At 37.0% G+C, this 14,548-nt stretch carries 13 protein-coding genes; 6 read left to right on the top strand and 7 right to left on the bottom strand.

The annotated features are described in order from the left end of the window. The first annotated feature begins 41 nt into the window (after positions 1-41). Positions 42-962: a M14 family metallocarboxypeptidase gene (locus H4J73_RS08970; RefSeq protein WP_182180148.1), complete on the top strand. Its 921-nt coding sequence runs from the start codon at positions 42-44 to the stop codon at positions 960-962. A 203-nt stretch (positions 963-1,165) separates the two neighbouring features. On the opposite strand, the gene H4J73_RS08965 is transcribed toward H4J73_RS08970, so the two are convergent. After that, complete coding sequence (locus tag H4J73_RS08965; protein WP_182180150.1) at positions 1,166-1,636, bottom strand: hypothetical protein; 471 nt, start codon at positions 1,634-1,636, stop codon at positions 1,166-1,168. 360 nt (positions 1,637-1,996) lie between these two features. Here H4J73_RS08965 and H4J73_RS08960 point away from each other — a divergent pair, with 360 nt between their 5' ends. The 4 genes from H4J73_RS08960 to yeiP all read left to right on the top strand — a co-directional run bounded on the left by H4J73_RS08960 (position 1,997) and on the right by yeiP (position 7,139). Continuing rightward, complete coding sequence (locus H4J73_RS08960) at positions 1,997-3,274, top strand: HlyD family secretion protein (protein WP_182223145.1); 1,278 nt, start codon at positions 1,997-1,999, stop codon at positions 3,272-3,274. Continuing rightward, positions 3,267-3,974 (top strand): ABC transporter ATP-binding protein, encoded by a 708-nt coding sequence (locus H4J73_RS08955; protein WP_182223146.1) that lies wholly within the window; start codon positions 3,267-3,269, stop codon positions 3,972-3,974. The genes H4J73_RS08960 and H4J73_RS08955 overlap by 8 nt, the downstream gene beginning before the upstream one ends. Next, positions 3,964-6,360 carry an ABC transporter permease gene (locus tag H4J73_RS08950; protein WP_182223147.1) on the top strand — a complete coding sequence of 799 codons (2,397 nt, stop codon included), beginning with the start codon at positions 3,964-3,966 and terminating at the stop codon, positions 6,358-6,360. The genes H4J73_RS08955 and H4J73_RS08950 overlap by 11 nt, the downstream gene beginning before the upstream one ends. 206 nt (positions 6,361-6,566) lie before the next feature. Continuing rightward, entirely contained in the window at positions 6,567-7,139 is a 573-nt protein-coding gene (gene yeiP, locus H4J73_RS08945; protein ID WP_182180158.1) for an elongation factor P-like protein YeiP, read from the top strand. 94 nt (positions 7,140-7,233) lie between these two features. On the opposite strand, the gene H4J73_RS08940 is transcribed toward yeiP, so the two are convergent. From H4J73_RS08940 to pspF, 6 genes are read right to left on the bottom strand one after another with little or no spacing between them, the layout of a single operon-like run. Next, on the bottom strand, positions 7,234-8,016 hold the full coding sequence (locus H4J73_RS08940; RefSeq protein WP_182180160.1) for an ATP-binding cassette domain-containing protein: 783 nt from the start codon (positions 8,014-8,016) through the stop codon (positions 7,234-7,236). Position 8,017: 1 nt separating this feature from the next. Then, a complete protein-coding gene (locus tag H4J73_RS08935; RefSeq protein WP_182180162.1) occupies positions 8,018-9,007 on the bottom strand; it encodes an oligopeptide/dipeptide ABC transporter ATP-binding protein in 990 nt (329 codons plus the stop codon). Continuing rightward, on the bottom strand, positions 9,007-9,900 hold the full coding sequence (locus H4J73_RS08930) for an ABC transporter permease subunit (protein ID WP_182180164.1): 894 nt from the start codon (positions 9,898-9,900) through the stop codon (positions 9,007-9,009). Before H4J73_RS08930 ends, H4J73_RS08935 begins: the two co-directional genes overlap by 1 nt. Continuing rightward, positions 9,890-10,918, bottom strand: a complete 1,029-nt coding sequence (locus tag H4J73_RS08925; RefSeq protein WP_182223148.1) for an ABC transporter permease — start codon at positions 10,916-10,918, stop codon at positions 9,890-9,892. Before H4J73_RS08925 ends, H4J73_RS08930 begins: the two co-directional genes overlap by 11 nt. A gap of 1 nt (position 10,919) precedes the next feature. Continuing rightward, positions 10,920-12,545 (bottom strand): ABC transporter substrate-binding protein, encoded by a 1,626-nt coding sequence (locus H4J73_RS08920; protein WP_259367933.1) that lies wholly within the window; start codon positions 12,543-12,545, stop codon positions 10,920-10,922. A 10-nt stretch (positions 12,546-12,555) separates the two neighbouring features. Beyond that, the gene (gene pspF, locus H4J73_RS08915) at positions 12,556-13,647 is read right to left on the bottom strand and encodes a phage shock protein operon transcriptional activator (protein ID WP_182223149.1); all 1,092 of its coding nucleotides are present in this window, start codon (positions 13,645-13,647) and stop codon (positions 12,556-12,558) included. A 191-nt stretch (positions 13,648-13,838) separates the two neighbouring features. On the opposite strand from pspF, the gene pspA reads away from it, so the two are divergent. Then, entirely contained in the window at positions 13,839-14,510 is a 672-nt protein-coding gene (gene pspA / locus H4J73_RS08910; protein WP_182223150.1) for a phage shock protein PspA, read from the top strand. Positions 14,511-14,548: the final 38 nt, after the last annotated feature.

The following is a 14,548-nucleotide window of genomic DNA, read 5'->3' as shown; positions in this document are numbered from 1 at the left end:
GTAAACTTGGTCTTAATCTAAAAACATCAAAAGAAAATAAAATGAATCAAGAAGAAAACTATCCAATCGGCACGCCGGGTCAAAAATGGACTGAAACTGAAAACACTCAATGGTTTGAAGCACAAACCCTTAAACGTTCATACCAAAGTGAAGTGGTTGAAAAAATAATCGTATTAAAAACAGATCTTGATGTGCAACAGTATGGCGCACTTTCACTTGATGAAAACCGCTACCCTTTATTTGTTATTAAAACAAAAAACTGGGATGACAATAAAAAAACAGTTTTAGTAACGGGTGGTGTTCACGGCTATGAAACCAGTGGTGTGCAAGGCGCATTATGTTTTGTTGAAACCAAAGCTAATCAATATGCTGAACATTTCAATATTATAGTGGCACCTTGTATTAGCCCTTGGGGTTATGAAACCGTTAACCGTTGGAACACTAAAGCGATAGATCCAAACCGTTCTTTTTATCAAAATAGCCCCGCAGAGGAGTCTGCAGCAATAATGAAATATGTTGCTGAGCTCAAGACTGATATTTTTGTTCATATTGATTTACACGAAACCACGGATACCGATAATTCAACCTTCCGACCGGCACTTGCTGCGCGCGATGCGATAGAGCAAAAAGCCTGGGATATACCAGATGGCTTTTATTTAGTTGCGAATAGCGTTGATCCAGAAATAGGTTTTCAAAAGGCTATTATTGATGCCGTTGAGAAAGTCACCCATATAGCGCCAGCAGACGAAAGTGGTAAATTAATTGGCGTACCACTTGAGCAGGTAGGTGTTATTAATTACGCGGCACGCGATTTAGGTTTATGCATGGGCTTAACAGATGCTAAATACATGACCACAACAGAGGTTTATCCAGACAGCCCTTCATCAGATGCTGAGAATTGTAATCTTGCACAAGTTGCCGCTATTACCGGCGGTTTAGATTATGTTTTAAAAAATACTTAACTCATGATTTAGTGTTTTACTAACATTAATATTAGCGAACTAAGCATTATTACCATGTTTAGTTCGTACCATTAGCTTAGCCACTTATTTTTACTGTTAAGCAAGTCTGCCAAAACCTGTTGTTCTTAAAACCATGTATAACTACATTACCCAACAATATATATCATTGGTAAATGCTCAAAACGTTAATCTATCCATAACAATCACATCAAGGTGTATAAGCTCACGTCATCTTGTGCGCTTAGGTGTTTAATAATAGCTTTTTCTGCGGCCAGTAATTCTGGGAATTCAGGGAAGCCTGCAGCCATACCTTGTCCCATATTATGAAAAAAGGCGACATAGCGAGTATCTATACTAATAAATCGTGATGCTTTTTCTAACTCAGTTTGGCTAATTGTAGCTGTTGAGGTTGTTTTTGTGAAAACGGTGATACCTTTTACCGCCATTGTTGTTAACGTTTTGTCTCTTGAAAAAATGTTCAATACTTTTTGTGGGGACATTATTTTTTGCGTTTGGCTATCATAAATAAATAACGCAGGGATAGGCGGCTTACCTGCAACTTCACCATGAAGTTTATAAACGTTAAATATATCATTTGCGATAGTTACAGGTTGTTGCGCAATGGCTGAGTGGCTGAACAATAAGATAATAATCAAACTGATGAAACATTTCATGAGGTAATTCCTTTTATAAAATAATTTAAAAATAAATATATTCATCTCTATATGCGATAACTCAGAACTTAACATTGATAACGCGCTCATAAATACAATAAAACCACTAAGTTTAAATTTTTGCACAACAATAAAGCCGATTCACTGAATTTTTGTAAAGCTTGTTTACCGATTAATTATAAAATACAGCCGAGCTTGATTGATGATAAATATCGTATTTGCATCATTTAATAAATCACAAGTTAACTATATATTTACGTTAAGTCAACATGTTGTGCTTAAACGAAAGTTAGTGTACTTTAACGGTAAGGCAACAATATCAGTGCGATTACTTTTAATAATAAAAGGATTTTATAAAGAATGCTTACTATCCCCACCGATCAAAATAACAAAAAACGAGGGTTATTTGGGTTAGCGTTTTTCATTGGCATCTGCTGTCTTTTGGTTTTATGGCAGATTTATGCTGATAACAATAAAAGTGACAAAGCAGAGCGTTTACAAACTCAAGCACAAATTAGTGTGATTAAATACGGTCAAATTAAGGTCAATGTCGACACCTATGGTCGACTTAAAGCCAAAGTTCGTCGCGGTATTATCGCGATGAGTCAAGGCCATATTAGCGATATTCAATTAAGGCCTGGCGCTAAGTTAGAAAAAGGCGCAACTATCCTTACGTTGACAAATCCCAAGCTCATTAAAGCTTATCAAAATAGTCAGTTAGATTTATTAGAAGAACAAGCAAAAATTGAGAAACTCTCTGCTGAATTATCGCTTGCCTATTTTCAGCAAGAAGCTGATATTGAATTGGCTAAAGCCGATCTTTCTATCAATGATGTTGATTTAAAAGCGAATCTCAAGTTACGAGAAACCAATGTGGTTTCTGAGCTAAAGTTGCAAAAAGTAATAATGCAGCGTAACAAAGCGCAAACAAAACTCAATATTGAAACTAAGAAATTATCCACTTTAACAAAAACGCATCAATCGACCAGAAAGGCTGCCTCATATAGAATTAAGCGTGCACAATCAGCCGTAGATATGCTAAAAAATGATATTGATAACCTGTCAATTACCACTTCTATGGCTGGTATTCTTATTCAGTTAGATGACAAGCTCGAAATAGGGCAGCAAATAATGGCGGGTAGCCACTTAGGTACCGTGGTTGATACTAAAAGCTTATATGCAGAGCTCGTTGTTAGCGCGAGTGAAGCTGATAAAATTCGATTTAATCAAACGGTTGAACTGTTTATTAAAGGTGAAAAAATTGTCGGTTATATTTCCCGAATTGCACCTACGGTTATTAATGGTAGTGTCAAAATAGATGTAGAATTTAAGCAAGCTTTACCGAACAGCGCCATGCCTAATATTGATGTTACCGGTGAAGTTAATATAGTTAATATTGAAAAGACGCTTATAGCTAAACGCAGTGTGTTAATTGTCAAACCCGGCAGTGAGCAAACCTTATTTGTTCGCCCTAAAGGCGACAGCTTCTTCTATCGTCAGCAGGTGAATATTGGCGAAATTACTCAAGACGTTATGCAAATTTTATCTAATATCAACATCGGAGATGAAATTTTATTGACGATGCCAGCACAGTTAAGTCTACAAGATAAAATAAGCGTGGAGCATGTTTATGAGTAAGCCCATTATTGCTACGGATAAGTTGTGTAAAGTCTTTGGCCGTGGTAATAGCAAACAGCAAGTGTTAAAAAATGTTGATTTTAGTATTTTCCCTGGAGAAATGGTCGCAATAGTGGGGCCGTCAGGTAGTGGTAAATCTACATTACTGTCGATTTTAGGTTTACTTGACGAGCAAACGAGTGGCGACTATCAATTATGTGGTCAAGCCATTGATACGTTATCTACTTTTCAGAAATCTGTATTACGAAATAAGCATATCGGTTGGATTTTTCAAAATTTCAACTTAGTTGGGGATATGACCGTTGCTGAAAATATTGTTTTACCGTTAACTTTTGATAAAACGCTTAAAAAATCTCAATACAGTGAAAAAGTTTCAAACGTACTAAAAAAAGTAGGCTTACTCGAAAAAGCAGGTAGTTTCCCAAGTGAACTTTCGGGGGGGCAACAACAGCGTGTCGCTATTGCTCGCGCGCTTATTACGGAACCAGAAATACTGCTTTGTGATGAACCGACAGGTAATCTTGACAGTGAAAACGCTGAGTTAGTGATGCAACTTTTTCATGAATTTCATCAAGAAAACTGTACTATTTTATTGATAACCCACAGCGCTGAAATTTCAGAGCAGTGCCAAAAAATATATCGCATTAATGACGGGAAATTAGTGTTAACGCCAGCAACAGGATTAAAAAATGTTGTTTGATATTGTTTACGGTTGGCGCAAGTGGCAAGGGCAACGGTTAAAATGGTTTACTTTAGTGCTTGGCTTAGCTTTGTTTTGTGCGCTTTTTAGCTTAACACTTAACTTATTCAGAGAGATAAATAATGAAAGCCCTAGCTGGGTGGGAAATACCAAGCCTTTAGTCACGATTGCCGCCATAGGTATTTCAGGGCAAATAAAAAAGCAAACACGCTATAATATTGACTTACTTAACAAGCACCCAGCGGTAAACAATATCGCGAGTCTTTCTTTTCAAACAAAAAACATTACTGTTAACGATATAGCGTTTCAAAAAACATCTTTGGCTTTTTATTCAACTAACTTACCTGTACTACTGGAACTGCCAGCGCCTTTTTCAGCCGACTCGTTTGTAAAAAACAACGTCTACATTAGCGATGCTTTTTGGCAGTATCAGCTTAATGGACAAGATAATATTGTTGGTAAAACTTTGCTAATAAAAGGGCAGAAATTATTGGTCGCAGGAGTTATGCCCGCCAATATGAATAACGTGAATCAGTATAAAGTGGATGTTTGGCTGCCTGACAGTTTTTTATCGCTTTATGTGCCAGAGTTTATTCCCGATGCAAAACCTTTTTTAAACAGTAAACCTGACTATTTTGGTTTTGCAGAGTTGTCTAAATCAGTAAATACAACTGATTTACAAGAATATTTTCGTGAGCAAATTGACACTTACCCTAATCATGAAGCGATATTTGTTAAAGAGCATGATGCCCCGTGGTTAATTGCGGGTATAGAATTAGACCCTGAAGCAAAAAAAGTATTGATCGTTCAATGTTGGACATTAATTTTTTTGATCGCCAGTTTTGGTTTTATTATTTTTAGTACAATATTTTCAATATATAGCCAACAATTGATTGACCGAAAAGCAGAGTTTTCTTTAAAAATAGCACTAGGCGCTAAAGTGTCTGATTTAGTAAAACGTTGTCTTGCTGAAAATTTTATGATGGCATTAACCTCTGTGGTCTTTAGTATTTTTTTTATTTTTTTACTTAAATCTATTTTACAAGATGGGCTTTTATATCAACGTTATTTCTCTAGCGATTTTGAACTTAATTGGTTTAACTGGTTTGTATCACTGGTTATTTCTCAGTTGTTTTTTTTCAGCTGTACATTATTGCCGCTATTGAAACTAAACCGTAATAATAGCTTTAGTCGCTCGTCACTAGGCAGTAAAACAAAGTTACAAACCCTGTTTTCTCAAGGTAATTTAGTGTTACAACTGTGTATTGCTACTTTAGCTTTTGTTTTTACGACCAATGTTTTTATCAGCGAATGGCAAAAACAACAAATAGATTTTGTGAACCCAGCTGTTATTTCGTTTAACTCTAATAAAATAAAAGATGCACAAGTTTACCTGAGTGAGCAACAAAAAAAAGGTGATTGGAGCAATCAAAAGCAGGTTGAATTAGCTATCGCTTATAACCCCTTTACTAACTTAGATGACAGTAGCCTCAGTTATAATTTAACAGCGGATCCTACAAATGATGGTTTTAATGTCAGCGGTACTTACGTTTCTAGCAATTACTTTTCGGTATTAGACATACCTATTGTGGTAAACGGTATATTTACTAAAAACACTTTTGCTATTAATATCGCTTTTGCTGAGCAACTAAAATTTCAAGGAATGATTGCAGCAGAGCAACCTTTATCTGCACTTATCGGTATGCCTATTCAGGTAAACTCATTTCCAAGTGCTTCATATTACCCGATTGCGACGATCACCGAAAATGCGCCACATCATGGTGTTGGAAAGGGTAATCCTGTTGTTTATCTGCATTACGCGAATATCCATCCAATGATCATTTATAAAGTGTTACCGGTTTTTTTTAGTAAAGAAAAGTCAACACAAGAAGCATCAAACGTTATTAATAATTGGGTAAAGCATGAAACGGTTAATGTAAATCCATATCAACTACAATCAACATTAAAAGCGCAAATATTTGCTTTGAATTTAGGGGGGCGGCTGTTATTTGTTACCAGTGGCTTTATGGCACTTATTATTTTAGTGTTACTCGCCCTAACTTTGTATTATCAGGTTAAAGCAAATTTAATGAGAGAAAAAAATAAATATGGGGTGATGCTGGCATTAGGTATTAACCAACCTGCATTATTTTTACGTATTTTTAAAAAATTATTATTGAGTTTAACTATGGCGTTACCCATGGCCTGGATGGTTTTGCAAAGCCTAGAAAGTGTAACTCAAAGCTACTTGTCGATTTCGCTACTGCTGATGAGCAGTTTTTTAGCGTGTTCATTTTTAGTGTTCTTATTCGTTTTACTTTTTGGTGGTGGTGCAATAATCACTTTAATTCGTTTGCCAATAAGCACTTTACTGACACAACAATAGTAATAAAACACTATATTTTGATATGAGATTAGCGAAGAATACCAGGGGCTGGTAAATATATAGTCATTGTGCGTGTGGGAAACTCTTGGAAATCTTTAAACCTCAGTTTATAATCAATAAAAGTCGATAAATTGGCGAGCTAAACATTTTTATTCTGTGAAGTTCTCGATATTTGTCTCCACATTTAATTTTAGGAATTATTATCAATGCCAAAGGCCAGTGATATAAAGAAAAATGCTGCTGTAGAGCACAACGGAAAAGTATTTATTGTAAGAGATATTGAGCGTTCAGTTCCTCAAGGTCGTGCTGGTGGTAGTCTATATCGCATGCGTATGTACGACGTAGTCACTGGCGGTAAGATTGATGAGACGTTTAAAGACTCTGATATGCTTAATTTTGCTGACTTAAGCCGTCGTCCTGCTATGTTTTCATACATAGACGGTGACGAATATGTATTTATGGACAATGAAGATTACACGCCATATAACCTAAATAAAGAGAGTATTGCTGAAGAAGCTTTATTTATTTGTGAAGACACCATGGGCTTGTCAGTGATTATTGTTGATGGTGTTGCGGTTGGTGTTGATTTACCACCAAGTGTTGAATTAGTCATTACAGAAACTGACCCGTCTATAAAAGGTGGGTCAGCAACAGCGCGTACTAAGCCCGCAATTTTATCTACGGGCTTAACGGTTCAAGTACCTGAGCATATTTCTACAGGTGATAAAATTAAAGTAAATACAGAAGAACGTAAATTTATGGGTCGCGCAGAAAAGTAAATAGCTAACCTGTTTTACTCATTATTTAACGTATAAAGCCAGCATTACGCTGGCTTTATTTTTGTTAAAAATCTATTTAACACACGCTAACTTTTTACTTATGCAGTAATTGAAATCTTTGGTTTAAAATAAGTTTTTTAGTATATTGATGTTTTGGCTTCTTCAGAATAACCGAGGTTTCGCCCATCTCCATCACTTGCCCTTTACTTAAGACCATTATTTTATCGCTGAAATGTCTAACAATGCCTAAGTTATGAGAAATTAAGATATAAGCGAGTCCCATCTGTTCTTGTAAGTCGAGTAATAAGTTAATCATTTGTGAGCGTAGAGAGGGGTCTAGTGAAGCTAACGCTTCATCTAATATAATGACCTGCGGTTGCAGTATTATAGCCCTAGCTAACGATATACGTTGTTTTTGACCACCAGAGAACATGTGTGGATAAAAATTCATGTGTTCAGCCAGTAAGCCTACTTTCTGTAATGTTTCTCGAATTAAACAGTGACGGTCTTCTTCCTTTAATTTTGTATTGAGCAATAAAGGTTCGTTGAGTAGTTGTCCGATGGTTAAACTTGGGTTTAACGTCGTACCGGAGTCTTGGAATATCATCCGAACATGCTGACATCGTTGTTTAAAGTCTCCCGGCTGTAATGTTTGCCCATTGAGTTTAATACTGCCGGTAGTGGGAAGTTCAGCGCCCACTAATAACTTTGCTAAGGTTGATTTTCCTGAGCCTGTTTCACCAACAATAGCTAAGGTTTGGTGGGCTTGTACTTCAAATGATATCGGTTCTAATGCGGTAAAAGCTTTTCTATCGAACCAATTACGGTTCAATTTAAAAGATTTACTTAAGTTGTTAACCTCTAAGAGTATTGGCATTTTAATAACTGTCCTTTAATGAAAAATGACAACTAAACTGATGTCCGTGATAATTAGTGACTTTGGGTGCTATTACACATTCTTGTTGAGCTCTGGGGCATCTAGGACCTAGTCTACAACCGATAGGCAAATGTTGTAAAATAGGGATACTACCGGGTAATGCCATGAGCCGCGATTTGGCAGGTAAGCCCCTGTTTGATTTTGGGCTACTGTCGACAAGCGCGCGGGTATAGGGATGGAAAGGTTGTTCAAATATATGTTTAGTGGTTCCCGCCTCCACAAATTGCCCGCTATACATTACTGTAATGGTATTTGTCCAATGAGTGACATTTTCAAGATCATGGCTGATTAATAATATCGACATATTTTTGAGTTGATTCAAACTGGCCAACAAACGAAAGATTTGTCCTTGATTTGTACTTTCCATTGCCGTAGTCGGTTCATCGGCAATCAACAAAATAGGGCGTTTAGCTAGCGCCATAGCGATCATCACTCGCTGACATAAAGCATCATTAAGCTGGTGAGGATATTTTTTTAAACAAATTTTGTGCTGTTTTATACCCACTTTATGCAACAGAGTCATGGCTGTTTCTTTACGTTGTCGGTTTTTCTGCCAAAAATAACCACTTAACTGCTCGCCATCAACAGCCTCAGTAAGCTGCTTTCCTATCGTCATTGTTGGATCTAGACAGGCCATCGGTTCTTGAAATATCATCGCCACATCTTTTGAAATAATGGCTTTGCGTTCATCTATCGATAAACGCATCAAGTCTTTGCCTCGCCAGTGAAATCTATCTGCATCTACTTGCCACTTGTCATCAAGTACGCCAATAATAGCTTGTGCAAGTAATGACTTCCCTGATCCAGATTCTCCAACTAATCCACGAACTTCGCCTTCTTTCATCGTTAAACTGACACGGTCAACAGCTAAAATAGGATTAGTCGCCGATTTAAGCACAATAGAAAGATTTCTAATATCTAAAAGATTCATTAAGCTTCCTTACTGACTTTAAGTGCGTGTCTCATACCTTCACCGACTAAATTGGTTGCAACCACGGCAAACAAAATCGCTAACCCAGGTAAATATACTGTCCACGGGGCAATGTAGAATAAATCAATACCATTTTTTAGCATCGCGCCCCATTCAGCCATAGGAATTTGTGCGCCAAGACCTAGAAATCCTAAAGCTGCAATATCAAGTATGGCAGCAGACTGTGCGAGTGTTGCTTGGCTAATTAATTTTTCTAGAATATTTGGAAACACGGAATGATATAAAATTCTAAATGAACTTGCGCCATCTAAACGAGAGGCGAGCACATAATCTTTTCTGAATTCTTGGGTAACCGCATTACGGGTTATATGCACAAACTGTGGGATCAACACTATTATTATCGCCCATAAGGTGTTGCTTAAGCCTGGCCCCAAAATCGCCACAATGACAATCGCGAGTAACAAAGAAGGAATAGACAGAATAACATCAAGAAAATGGTTAAGAAAACTCGATTTTATGCCTGATGTTAACGCGGATAAAGATCCAATAACTAAGCCAATACCTAAAGAGATAAGTACCACAACAAAACTTAAACCAAAGGTGAGTGAAGTGCCGTGCATTAAGCGTGAGAGCATATCTCTGCCTAAGTTGTCAGTCCCTAATAAAAAACTCACATTGCCATCGTCGTTCCAGGCCGGAGGCAACAGCAAGAAATCTAAGTGATTTTCAACCGATGTATAGGGCGTTAACAAAGGGGAAAATAGAGCTAATATGGTTAAGAAAATAAAACAACTAAAGCCAATCATCACCACGGGTGTTTCTTTGAAGTTATGCCAAAGCTGTAGCAAGGGAGATGGGAACTCTTCCTCTAAATATATTTTATCACGTGCCATGACGACTCTCTCTTGCTAACGGGTTAAGTGCTGCATAGATAAAATCGATGACGATATGCACAATGAAAATAAAACTAGAAAGCACTAAAAGCCCACCTTGAATTGAGGTGTGGTCTCGTTGAAAAATACTTTCTATTAACCAACGACCAATGCCTGGCCAACTAAAAATAACTTCAGTGACCATTGCAATAGTGACTAAGTTCGCGAATTGCAAACCAACATCTCGAATAACATGCACCATGGCATTTCGTATCGCGTGATGATAAATAATTTGCTTAAAGCTTAACCCTTTTGCCTTGGCGGCTCGAATGTATTGGCTGTCTAATACATCCATCATTGCCGTACGAGCTAAGCGAACAAATATGGTCGCAGGCGCTAAGGCAATAACGCAAGCGGGTAGGAAAATATGAGCGCTTGCATCTTGAAAGGCTTGCCATTTATACGGACTATCACTTAACAATATATCTATAAATTGTATGCCGGTAACATGTTCAATTTCAAAAAGTAAACTGAGTTGACCAGCAGAGGGTAACCAACCTAACTGGATAGAAAAAATGAGGATCGCGAGTAAGCCTAACCAAAAAACAGGGATTGAATAACCAATCATCGAGATACTTAAAATTATATTATCGGTTGCTTTACGATGGTTAATTGCAGCGATAAAGCCAATAGGAATACCAAACAGCATGGCAATAAAGAGGGCTACTAAGGTCAGTTCTATCGTTGCCGGTAAAAAACTCATGATTTCGGTACTAATAGATAATTGGCTCGCCATTGAAATACCTAAGTCACCATGGAAAAGATGACTTATATAGGCAAAGTACTGTTGAAAAATATTGTTGTTAGTTTGGTATTGCTCAGCTAAAACAATGAGTTGCTTAGGTGTTGCATTGACTTGACCAGAAATATTAATTAATTGGTCGCCAGGAAAGAGAAAACTTAAACTGAAAGACAGCAACGTCAGTAAAAATATAGTAAAAATAAATAAATTAAGGCGGCGTAGCGTAAATATCAGCATATCAGTTTTTACTTACCTTACTAAAATCGATACCGCCAAAGGGAGATAATAATTGGCCTTTCACAATGTTTTTTCTCGCTTGAAATCGTTTAGAGTGAGCAATAGGAATTAGTGGCACTTCAGTAGAAATAATCGCCAATGCTTGGCTATATAACTGTTTTCTTTGAGCTACATTTGTGGTTTCTAAGGCCTGTTGTATTAAGTTGTCAAAGTCCTCATTACACCAAAACGTTCTGTTGTTACCACTCTCAGCTGAAGAACAGCTTAATAAGGGGGTAAAAAAATTATCTGGATCAGGGTGATCTGCTGACCAGCCTAATAATACACTTTGATGTTCACCTTTTGACAACTGTTCAAGAAAAGATCCCATGTCGAGAGAGTTTTCAATCACTACTTTTATACCTATTTTCTTTAAATCGGCTTGAATCAATTTTGCCATGGTAACAGCGTCAGGATTGTATGCTCGTTGTACAGGTAAAGCCCATAAACTCATGGTAAAACCATCAGGGAAACCGGCTTCGGTTATTAATTTTTTTGCTTGGGATAAATCGTAAGTTTGAGAACGAGTATTTTTGTCATAAGCCCATGAAGTTTTTGGTAGTAAACTGTTTGCTATATCAGCTTTTGAGCGATAAACCGTGTCAATAATCGCTTGTTTGTTTACCGCGAGTGCAACAGCTTGTCGAACTTTTACATCATTAAAGGGCGGTTTTAGTGTGTTAAAACCAAGGTAGCCGACATTAAAAGAAGTGACGGCTTCAAGCTGTAACTTTGGCTTACTCTTTATTTTTTTATGGGCAATAGGAAAAGCAATAACATCACATTCTCCCGCCAATAATTTTGTTAATCGACTGGTGTTACTTGGAGTTATATCAAACACAAGTTGCTCAAGTGTGCTGGGTGTATCCCAATATTTTTTATGGGTTGCATAGCGAATATAGGCGCCAGGGCGATATTCTTTTAGCTTAAAGGGACCTGTACCAATAGGTAAGGTGTCTATTTCCCGCTTTATATTTTTTAACACTAATGTATCAGCATATTCTTTTGACAAAATAACGGCAAAGTCACTCGCTATATTCGCTAAAATCGAACTATCAGCATACTTGAACTTAAAACGAATGGTATGGTCATTGATTTTTTCAATACTCTCAACAACAGTAGAAAAGCTTACACTTTGAAAAAAAGGGTACTTGCCACCCGAAACTTGATGAAAAGGATGTTTAGGTAATAATATTCGGTTAAAGCTAAAAAGTACGTCGTCAGCATTAAAGAAGCGTGTTGGTGTAAAATAATCTGTTTGATGAAAAGCGACATCTTTACGTAGATAAAAAGTGATCATTTTACCGTCACGTGTCACATGCCAAGACTTAGCAAGCGATGGTGCAATGGTGTTATCTTCACCCCGAAATGAAATTAATCGGTTATACAATTGATTTGAGGTTGCATCAATCGTTGTACCTGAGGTAACCGTTTGCGGGTTAAAACTTTCTGGAGAGCCTTCTGAGCAATAGACAATACTATGGTCACTCAGCGATTGATCCTTGTCGACATTACATGCCGAAACTAGGCATAAAATTGGCAAGAACATGGCCTTTAATGAGCGTTTTTTAACAGCGAATATCGACATATAAACTTAACTACCCTTCGTCTACAGCACTTTCTAATAAGTTATACTTCTTCAAATAACCTCTTAGTTGATGATAGGTTAATTTGAGTGCATCGGCAGTTTTCTTTTGATTATATTGGCAATTTTCTAAAGCGGATTGGATCAGATCAATTTCATAGTCCTGTGAGAGGTCTTTTAATGATAAAGGAAACGCTAAAGATTTACTGACGGGTAACTGTTGCTGAATAATTTCTTGGCGTTTCTCTTCGTTATTACTTTCATCAATACTTTGAATAGGCATTGCTACTCTGTCTTGAGTTTTGATACGCTGAGAAGGTCGATAGGGCGATTCAAAGGGGTCAATAACAAGATCATGAACGGGTAAATGTGGATTATTACAACGGTAAACACTTCGCTCTACAACATTTTTCAATTCACGCACATTACCGGGCCAATGATATTCAAGCATCGAACGCTTTGCTTTTTCGGTAAAACCACTAAAGAGCTCAAATTCTAATTCACGGGCCATATTAATCGCAAAGCTTTCAGCCAACAAAAGTATGTCTTCAATACGTTCACGAAGTGGCGGTAGGGTGATAACGTCAAAGGCAAGGCGGTCTAGTAAATCTGCTCTAAACTCACCTGCATCCGCTAACGTCGGTAAGTCTTCATTAGTTGCGGCAATTAAACGAACATTTGTGCGGATAGTTCTTGATCCCCCAACACGTTCAAACTCTCCATATTCAACAACTCTTAATAGTTTTTCTTGAATAAGGCCCGACGTATTGGCAATTTCATCAAGAAACAATGTGCCATTGTCTGCTCGCTCGAAACGGCCTTCATGGCGTTTTCCTGCGCCGGTGAATGCACCACTATCATAACCAAAGAGCTCTGTTTCTAATAAATTTTCATTTAATGCTGCGCAATTAAGCTTTAAATAATTTTGATCCCAACGTTTAGATAAGTAATGAAGACGGGCAGCTATAAGCTCTTTACCCGTACCTCTTTCACCAATAATAAGTACCGGTTTACTCAGTTGAGCTATTTGTGATACTTGCTCTAAAACTTCAAGAAAATTATTTGCTTGTCCAAGAAGATTATCTTTTTGGTTAAAACGCGACATCGCTTGACCTAATAATTGGTTTATTTCACTAACAAATAGTGTATTTTATTAATCATCAGGTTTGAAGTGTTTTTTTTAATTATAATAACTTTATTTAAAACAGAGGGTTAAGTTAATAATAAAACTTGGCGCAGAACATGAATAAAGCATATTAGCAAAATTAAATAAAATAATTGAATGAGGAAGTTGTTATGGGTATTTTTTCTAGGTTTACAGATATTATTAATTCGAATATTAACAACCTGTTAGATAAGGCAGAAGATCCTGCAAAAATGGTTAGATTGATCATTCAAGAAATGGAAGACACTTTAGTTGAAGTGCGTTCGTCATCTGCAAAAATTTTAGCGGATAAGAAAGATTTAGCTCGCCAAGCCAGTCGTTTTGAGAAAGACGAACAACAATGGCAGGAAAAAGCAGAGTTAGCGTTAAGTAAAGGCCGAGAAGACTTAGCAAGAGCTGCGTTAATGGAAAAGAAAAAGTGTGGTGAAAACGCCGCATCACTATTAGATGAATTAACACACGTTGATGACCATATTGCGAAGTTACAAAGTGAGATTTCACAGTTACAAGAAAAGCTAGCTGATGCGAAAGCGAGACAAAAAGCGATAATCATGCGTGAGAAAACAGCTACTTCTCGCTTAAAGGTTAAAAAGAATATCGATAGTGACCGCGTTAATGACGCATTGAGTCGTTTCGATAGTTATGAACGTAAAATTGATGACATTGAATCACAAGTTGAATCTCTTGATTTAGGCAGTAAATCGTTAGCAGATGAAATTGCTGATTTAGAATCTGACGAAAATATTGACGATGAATTAGCACAATTAAAAGCTAGAATGAAATCAGAGAAGAAAACTAAGTAATTTAGTTTGTATTGAATAACGAATAAGGAGAAGTATCG

Source organism: Colwellia sp. MB3u-41 (genome assembly GCF_014076845.1).
In the GTDB taxonomy this organism is placed as follows: Bacteria; Pseudomonadota; Gammaproteobacteria; order Enterobacterales; family Alteromonadaceae; genus Colwellia_A.
Note: the sequence above shows the minus strand (reverse complement) of the source record. Positions and strands in the feature narration are given on the sequence as shown.

Coding starts and splice junctions, on each gene's coding strand:
- pspA (WP_182223150.1), top strand. CDS start 13,839: ATGGGTATTTTTTCTAGGTTTACAGATATTATTAATTCGAATATTAAC.
- H4J73_RS08970 (WP_182180148.1), top strand. CDS start 42: ATGAATCAAGAAGAAAACTATCCAATCGGCACGCCGGGTCAAAAATGG.
- pspF (WP_182223149.1), bottom strand. CDS start 13,647: ATGTCGCGTTTTAACCAAAAAGATAATCTTCTTGGACAAGCAAATAAT.
- H4J73_RS08930 (WP_182180164.1), bottom strand. CDS start 9,900: ATGGCACGTGATAAAATATATTTAGAGGAAGAGTTCCCATCTCCCTTG.
- H4J73_RS08940 (WP_182180160.1), bottom strand. CDS start 8,016: ATGCCAATACTCTTAGAGGTTAACAACTTAAGTAAATCTTTTAAATTG.
- H4J73_RS08920 (WP_259367933.1), bottom strand. CDS start 12,545: ATGTCGATATTCGCTGTTAAAAAACGCTCATTAAAGGCCATGTTCTTG.
- H4J73_RS08955 (WP_182223146.1), top strand. CDS start 3,267: ATGAGTAAGCCCATTATTGCTACGGATAAGTTGTGTAAAGTCTTTGGC.
- H4J73_RS08950 (WP_182223147.1), top strand. CDS start 3,964: ATGTTGTTTGATATTGTTTACGGTTGGCGCAAGTGGCAAGGGCAACGG.
- H4J73_RS08960 (WP_182223145.1), top strand. CDS start 1,997: ATGCTTACTATCCCCACCGATCAAAATAACAAAAAACGAGGGTTATTT.
- yeiP (WP_182180158.1), top strand. CDS start 6,567: ATGCCAAAGGCCAGTGATATAAAGAAAAATGCTGCTGTAGAGCACAAC.
- H4J73_RS08925 (WP_182223148.1), bottom strand. CDS start 10,918: ATGCTGATATTTACGCTACGCCGCCTTAATTTATTTATTTTTACTATA.
- H4J73_RS08965 (WP_182180150.1), bottom strand. CDS start 1,636: ATGAAATGTTTCATCAGTTTGATTATTATCTTATTGTTCAGCCACTCA.
- H4J73_RS08935 (WP_182180162.1), bottom strand. CDS start 9,007: ATGAATCTTTTAGATATTAGAAATCTTTCTATTGTGCTTAAATCGGCG.